6 protein-coding genes are annotated in these 7,091 nt (G+C 54.1%); 2 read left to right on the top strand and 4 right to left on the bottom strand.

Going from position 1 to position 7,091, the window contains the following annotated elements; genetic code table 11:
• Nucleotides 1–121: 121 nt before the first annotated feature.
• Nucleotides 122–556, top strand: a complete 435-nt coding sequence (gene tnpA / locus FQK12_RS02630; RefSeq protein WP_014228411.1) for an IS200/IS605 family transposase — start codon at nt 122–124, stop codon at nt 554–556.
• A 75-nt stretch (nt 557–631) separates the two neighbouring features.
• On the opposite strand, the gene FQK12_RS02625 is transcribed toward tnpA, so the two are convergent.
• Genes FQK12_RS02625 through nagB form a run of 4 tightly spaced genes read right to left on the bottom strand, consistent with a single transcriptional unit; the run spans nt 632 to nt 4,668 of the window.
• Complete coding sequence (locus FQK12_RS02625) at nt 632–1,384, bottom strand: HAD-IIA family hydrolase (protein WP_004100215.1); 753 nt, start codon at nt 1,382–1,384, stop codon at nt 632–634.
• 45 nt (nt 1,385–1,429) lie between these two features.
• Nucleotides 1,430–2,650, bottom strand: coding sequence for an N-acetylglucosamine repressor (locus FQK12_RS02620; protein WP_014228412.1), 1,221 nt, complete (start codon nt 2,648–2,650; stop codon nt 1,430–1,432).
• Nucleotides 2,651–2,658: 8 nt separating this feature from the next.
• A complete protein-coding gene (gene nagA, locus FQK12_RS02615) occupies nt 2,659–3,807 on the bottom strand; it encodes an N-acetylglucosamine-6-phosphate deacetylase (protein WP_014228413.1) in 1,149 nt (382 codons plus the stop codon).
• A gap of 60 nt (nt 3,808–3,867) precedes the next feature.
• Nucleotides 3,868–4,668: a glucosamine-6-phosphate deaminase gene (gene nagB, locus FQK12_RS02610; protein ID WP_004130458.1), complete on the bottom strand. Its 801-nt coding sequence runs from the start codon at nt 4,666–4,668 to the stop codon at nt 3,868–3,870.
• A 312-nt stretch (nt 4,669–4,980) separates the two neighbouring features.
• On the opposite strand from nagB, the gene nagE reads away from it, so the two are divergent.
• Nucleotides 4,981–6,933 carry a PTS N-acetyl glucosamine transporter subunit IIABC gene (nagE, locus tag FQK12_RS02605; RefSeq protein ID WP_014228414.1) on the top strand — a complete coding sequence of 651 codons (1,953 nt, stop codon included), beginning with the start codon at nt 4,981–4,983 and terminating at the stop codon, nt 6,931–6,933.
• Nucleotides 6,934–7,091 lie beyond the last annotated feature (158 nt).

The following is a 7,091-nucleotide window of genomic DNA, read 5'->3' as shown; positions in this document are numbered from 1 at the left end:
TTGTCATCCCTAAACCACCTCCTAGGGAGGTGGTGATTGCTCCTGTAAGGCTATAGCCTGAAGAATGCCCATGTCGGAATATCTCTGCTTACTCACCACAAGTAAAAGGAGACAAACCGACATGGGACTTTACAGGAGTTCATCACATGTATATTGGCGTTGCAAATACCACATAGTCTGGACACCCAAGTACCGATTCAGGATCCTGAAAGATAAGCTGGGTAAGGAGCTGTACAGGACGATCTATATCCTCTGTGGAATAAAGGATTGTGAGGTTCTGGAGCTAAATGTTCAGCCCGATCATGTACATCTGGTCGTCATCATTCCACCAAAGATCTCGATATCAACTCTGATGGGCCATCTAAAAGGACGCAGTGCCATCAGGCTTTATAACCGTTTTCCACATATCAGGAAGAAGCTATGGGGGAATCATTTTTGGTCGCGAGGCTACTTTGTCGATACGGTGGGAGTGAATGAAGAAATTATCAGACGATATGTGAGGCATCAGGAGAAAACGGAACAAACGTATGAACAGCAGATGGAATTGCTAGAGTAATCAGCGGCAGGTGACAATAGCCCCCCTTACAGGGGGCATTCTCAAAAGCCACCTTCTCAGAAGGTGGTCTTTTACTTAGAAGATATCGATTTCCGCAACGGAGGGATAAATCCAGGAAGGGCGGAACGGCATGCTGTCGATATCATCGAGCGTGGCAACCCCGGAAAGCACCAGAATGGTTTCCAGACCGGCCTGGAAGCCTGCCAGAATATCCGTTCGCAGGTTATCGCCGACGATTACCGTCTGTTCCGAATGCGCCTGCATTTTATTGAGCGCGGAGCGGATAATCCACGGGCTCGGTTTCCCCACGTAGAACGGCTTACGACCGGAGATTTTTTCTATACCGGCGCACAGCGCCCCGCAGGCCGGGTAGTAGCCGCGACCGTGGGTATCCGGGTTAGTGGCGATAAAGCGCGCGCCGTTGGCGACAAAAAAAGCGGCCTTATGCATCATCTCCCAGTTAAAGGAGCGCGTCTCACCGACGATAACAAAATCCGGATTGACGTCGGTGATGGTAAAGCCGGCTTTGTACAGTTCGTGAATCAGCGCGCCTTCCCCGACCACATAGGCTTTTTTGCCTTCCTGGCGACGCAGAAAATCCGCCGTGGCCATTGCTGAGGTATAAAAGGCGGTATCAGGAACATCGATTCCCGCCGTCGCAAAGCGGTTTGCCAGATCCTGACCGGTTTGAGAAGGGTAGTTGGTCAGCATCACCAGCGGCATCTCTTTCTCAAGTATGCGTTTGATGAATTCAGCGGCGCCCGGCACGGCCACATTGTCGTGCATCAGCACGCCGTCAATATCACAAATTACGTTTTGAATGGTCATGAACTGTCCGACATCGTTGGAGAAAGGCGAAACTATAAAGCGGCTTTAGCTTTCCAGCAAACGCTGGAGCAGAGTCCCGTTGAGCATCGCACGCTTTACCAAGGCAAAAGCGCCAATGGCTGAGCGATGATCGAGCGTGGATCGCACTACCGGCAGGTTTTTGCGAAACGCCTTCAGCGCCTGGGTATTAATACAGCCTTCGATTGCCGGCAGAAGGACTTTTTCCGCTTCCACGATCTCCCCGGCAATCACCACCTTTTGCGGATTAAACAGGTTAATGGCGATAGCGATGGTTTTACCCAGATGGCGGCCAACGTGCTCGATCACCTCACAGGCCAGCGCATCGCCTTTATTCGCGGCTTTGCAGATCGTTTTGATCGAACAGTCATCGAGGGAAATTTTGCTCTGATAACCCTGTTCCAGCAGATGACGAACGCGATGTTCAATAGCGGCATTGGCGGCGACGGTTTCCAGACAGCCGAAGTTACCGCAGTGGCAGCGCTCGCCTAACGGGTCGACCTGGATATGGCCGATTTCCCCGACGTTACCGTTACGGCCAATAAAAATCCGCCCGTTGGAGATGATCCCTGCGCCGGTCCCGCGGTGTACGCGCACCAGAATGGAGTCTTCACAGTCGTGGCTCGCACCAAAGTAGTGCTCCGCCAGCGCGAGGCTACGAATATCGTGGCCGACGTAGCAGGTAACTTTAAAGCGTTTTTCCAGCGCTTCAACCAGCCCCCAGTTTTCCACCTGAATGTGCGGCATATAGCGAATGACGCCGCTTTCCGGATCGACCAGCCCCGGCAGGATCACCGAAATGGCGATCAGCTCGCGGATTTTACGCTGACAGCTCTCCATAAAGGCGGCGATGATGTTAAGCAGGGCGTGTTCCAGCGTTTCCTGAGTTCTTTCCGGCAGCGGGTAGTGCTCTTCTTCAAGAGTCTTGCTGCTTAAATCATAGAGGGTCAGGGTGGCGTCGTAGCGGCCAAGGCGTACGCCGATGGCGTGGAAGCCGCGGGTTTCGGCAACAATGGAGATGGCGCGGCGGCCCCCGGTGGAGGCCTGCTGATCGACTTCTTTGATCAGTCCGCGTTCAATAAGCTGACGCGTAATTTTAGTTACGCTGGCAGGGGCAAGCTGGCTTTGTTCCGCAATCTGGATACGCGAGATGGGGCCGTGCTGATCGATGAGCCGATAGACGGCCGCGCTGTTCAGCTGTTTTACGAGATCGACGTTACCAATTTGAGCCTGTCCGCCTGCTGTCATACTTTTACTTACTCAGTGACGACCTCGTTACCATTAACGATGGTCTTGGTGATTTTATAATCACGGGTGAATGCGGTCAGGTTAGCGACCATCCCCGGGGCAATGCTGCCTAACTGTTTGTCTACGCCAATGGCGCGGGAAGGGTAGAGCGTCGCCATACGCAACACTTCATCCAGCGCGATGCCGCAATGCTCAACGAGGTTACGCACCCCTTCAATCATGGTCAATGAAGAGCCGCTGAGGGTACCGTTCTCATCTACGCACAGGCCGTTCCGGTAGTATATTGTTTTACCGGCAAAAATGAACTGCTCAATATTGGCACCCGCCGGCGCCGTCGCGTCGGTAACCAGACACAGCTTGTCGCCTTTCAAGCGTTTAGCGAGGCGCACGTTAGCGAAATCGACGTGCATACCGTCGACGATGATGCCGCAGTAGACATCCGGCTCGTCGAAAATCGCGCCAGCCAGGCCCGGCTCACGGCCGGTAATATACGGCATGGCGTTAAACAGATGGGTAGCAAAGGTAATCCCGGCGCGGAAACCGATTTTCGCTTCTTTAAGCGTCGCGTTGGAGTGACCGGCGGAGACGATGATACCGGCGGCCACCAGTTTGCGGATAACCTCCGGTTCCACCCGTTCCGGCGCAAGCGTGATTTTGGTTATCACGTCCGCGTTTTCGCACAGGAAATCCACCAGCGCGGCATCCGGTTTGCGTACGTAGTCCGGGTTGTGGGTACCTTTTTTAACGATATTCAGCCACGGGCCTTCAAGATGCAGCCCCAGCGCCTGGTTAGGATGTTTTTGCAGGTATTCGCGCATCACGCGTACGCCCTGTTTCATCAGGTCGTCGCTGGAGGTGATCAGCGTGGGCAGATAGCTGGTGCAGCCGGAGCGTTCATTGGCCTTCTGCATAATCTCCAGCGTTTCAACGGTGACCGCGTCCGCCGTGTCGTTGAACTGCACGCCGCCGCAGCCGTTAAGCTGGACGTCGATAAAACCGGGGGCAAGGATCGCGCCATCAACCGAGCGCTGTTCGATCCCGGTGGGCAGTTCAGTCTGAGGACAGATACGTTCGATAAGGCCATTGGCGATAACAATCGCATGGTCATCCAGAATTTCGTGACCGGTATAAATCCGGCCTTGGGTTAATGCATACATTACGACCCCCGGTTGTCAAAAATGGTTGTCCCGCGGGGGCAGCCGCGGGACGAGACTACATTACAGACCTTTGATATTTTCGGCTTCTAACTCGTTGAAATATTTCAGTGTCTTAACTTTCAGTTCCATGGTGGACGGCTCATCGCAGACCACCACCGCTTTCGGGTGCAGCTGCAGACAGGTAATGGTCCACATATGGTTTACGTTGCCTTCCACCGCCGCCTGCAGCGCCAGCGCTTTCTGATGACCCAGCACCAGAATCATCACTTCCTCCGCGTCCAGCAGCGTGCCCACGCCAACGGTCAGCGCGTACTTAGGCACCTGGTCAACGTCACCGTCGAAGAAACGGGAATTCGCTACGCGAGTATCATGGGTCAGGGTTTTGATGCGTGTACGTGAAGCCAAAGAAGAGGCTGGTTCGTTAAAAGCGATGTGGCCATCGTTACCCACGCCGCCCATAAACAGGTGGATTTTACCGTAAGAACGAATTTTTTCTTCATAGCGACGGCATTCTGCATCAATATCCGGCGCGTTACCATTCAGCAGGTTAATATTTTCCGCCGGGATATCAACGTGATCAAAGAAGTTGCGATGCATAAAGCTATGATAGCTTTCCGGATGCTCTTTCGGCAGCCCAACGTACTCATCCATGTTGAAGGTGACAACATGCTTAAAGCTAACCTGGCCTGCTTTGTGCATCTCAACCAGGGCTTTATAAGCGGTCAGAGGCGTACCGCCGGTAGGCAGGCCCAGGACAAACGGACGGTCCGCAGTCGGTTTGAACGCATTGATGCGGTTAACGATATGCCGGGCAGCCCATTTACCGACTTGTTCAGCTGTTACCAGGGGGATCAGTCTCATTGTTCACCTCTATAGTTAAATTAGAACCTGGCGGATTGGCGCCAGCATACTATTAAGAGTATCGCAGCAACTGCGCCGAGCGGGGTCAATCCGTGTTGATTTTTTGAATGATAAAATAAGTTTTCGTTGTTAGCCAGTCAAAGGCGGAGGTGAATACGATATTTGGTGACTATTGTCACAAAAAATACCCATTTAATTTGCGAGACGAATTAATTTTTCAGACACTTTGCAGGTAAGTTAAAAATTTAACCAGGTTACACAATAATAAAGTGACTTTAATGAGCCTTATCGGGGTCTCATAGGGGGAATAAGATGAATATTTTAGGTTTTTTTCAGCGACTCGGTAGGGCGTTACAGCTCCCTATCGCAGTGCTGCCGGTCGCGGCGCTGCTGCTGCGATTCGGTCAACCGGATCTGCTTAACATTTCGTTTATCGCCCAGGCGGGCGGGGCAATCTTTGACAACCTGGCGCTGATTTTCGCTATCGGCGTCGCATCCAGCTGGTCGAAAGACAGCGCCGGTGCCGCAGCGCTGGCGGGGGCGGTAGGTTACTTCGTGTTGACGAAAGCGATGGTCACTATCAACCCGGCCATCAATATGGGCGTCCTGGCGGGTATCATTACCGGTCTGGTTGGCGGTGCCGTCTATAACCGCTGGTCGGGTATCAAACTGCCTGACTTCCTGAGCTTCTTCGGCGGCAAACGCTTTGTACCTATCGCAACCGGCTTCTTCTGCCTGGTGCTGGCAGCCATCTTCGGCTACGTCTGGCCGCCGGTGCAGAACGCCATCCATGCAGGTGGTGAATGGATTGTGGGCGCGGGCGCGCTCGGCTCCGGTATCTTTGGTTTCATCAACCGTCTGCTGATCCCGACGGGTCTGCATCAGGTGCTGAACACCATCGCCTGGTTCCAGATTGGTGAATTCACCAACGCCGCTGGCGCCGTGTTCCACGGTGATATCAACCGCTTCTATGCGGGTGACGGCACCGCGGGGATGTTCATGTCCGGCTTCTTCCCGATCATGATGTTCGGTCTGCCGGGTGCGGCGCTGGCGATGTATTTCGCGGCCCCGAAAGCGCGTCGTCCGATGGTCGGCGGTATGCTGCTGTCGGTTGCTATCACCGCGTTCCTGACCGGTGTGACTGAGCCGCTGGAATTCCTGTTCATGTTCCTGGCGCCGCTGCTGTATCTCCTGCACGCCATCCTGACCGGTATCAGCCTGTTCGTTGCGACGGCGCTGGGTATCCACGCGGGCTTCTCTTTCTCCGCAGGCGCCATCGACTATGTGCTGATGTACAGCCTGCCGGCAGCCAGTAAAAACGTCTGGATGCTGATTGTGATGGGCGTTGTGTTCTTTGTTATCTACTTCCTGTTGTTCAGCGCGGTAATCCGCATGTTCAATCTGAAAACGCCGGGTCGTGAAGATAAAGCGGATGACGTGGTCACTGAAGAGGCCAACAGCAATACCGAAGAAGGTTTAACCCAGCTGGCGACCAACTACATCGCGGCGGTCGGCGGTACGGATAACCTGAAAGCGATTGATGCCTGTATTACCCGTCTGCGTCTGACCGTGGCGGACTCTGCGCTGGTTAACGACGCGGCCTGTAAGCGCCTCGGCGCTTCCGGTGTGGTTAAACTGAACAAGCAGACCATCCAGGTTATCGTGGGTGCGAAAGCCGAATCCGTCGGCGATGAAATGAAGAAAGTAGTTGCCCGTGGCCCGGTTGCCGCGGCGGCTGGAGCGCCTCACAGCGCCCCCGTAGCCGCTCAGGCCGCTAAACCGCAGGCTGTCGCTAACGCGAAAACCGTCGAAGCGCTGGTTTCGCCGATTACCGGCGACATTGTAGCGCTGGAGCAGGTCCCGGATGAAGCGTTCGCCAGCAAAGCCGTCGGCGACGGCGTGGCGGTGAAACCGACTGATAAGATTGTTGTTGCGCCGGCGGCTGGCACCGTGGTGAAGATTTTCAACACCAACCATGCTTTCTGTCTGGAAACTGAAAACGGTGCGGAAATCGTTGTCCATATGGGTATCGATACCGTCGCGCTTAACGGCCAGGGCTTTAAACGTCTGGTGGAAGAGGGCGCGGAAGTGAAAGCGGGTCAGCCGATTCTGGAACTGGATCTTGCGTTCCTGAACGCTAACGCGCGCTCGATGATTAGCCCGGTCGTATGCAGCAATAGCGACGACTACAGCGCGCTGGTTATCCAGGCAACCGGTAAAGTGGTTGCTGGCCAGACGCCGCTGTACGAAATTAAAGGCAAATAAGACTCCTGAGTGGCGTTTATGCCTCAGCGGCGCAGCGAAACCTGCGCCGCTTTTTTTTACCGCAAACACCCCCATAATCTCCTTCCGATCGCTATTTTGCGTAACTAATAGTTGTCTCTACGCCCTGCTTGTAAGATCATGTGCCGTTATACGTTGTT

Origin of the sequence: Klebsiella sp. ME-303, assembly GCF_007910085.1 — a bacterium.
Taxonomy (GTDB): domain Bacteria; phylum Pseudomonadota; class Gammaproteobacteria; order Enterobacterales; family Enterobacteriaceae; genus Klebsiella; species Klebsiella michiganensis.
This window is presented reverse-complemented; position numbering and strand designations above follow the sequence as displayed.

Bases quoted from the DNA above. Each gene is read 5' to 3' on its own strand.
- FQK12_RS02620 (WP_014228412.1), bottom strand. From the start codon at position 2,650: ATGACAGCAGGCGGACAGGCTCAAATTGGTAACGTCGATCTCGTAAAA.
- nagB (WP_004130458.1), bottom strand. From the start codon at position 4,668: ATGAGACTGATCCCCCTGGTAACAGCTGAACAAGTCGGTAAATGGGCT.
- nagE (WP_014228414.1), top strand. From the start codon at position 4,981: ATGAATATTTTAGGTTTTTTTCAGCGACTCGGTAGGGCGTTACAGCTC.
- FQK12_RS02625 (WP_004100215.1), bottom strand. From the start codon at position 1,384: ATGACCATTCAAAACGTAATTTGTGATATTGACGGCGTGCTGATGCAC.
- nagA (WP_014228413.1), bottom strand. From the start codon at position 3,807: ATGTATGCATTAACCCAAGGCCGGATTTATACCGGTCACGAAATTCTG.
- tnpA (WP_014228411.1), top strand. From the start codon at position 122: ATGGGACTTTACAGGAGTTCATCACATGTATATTGGCGTTGCAAATAC.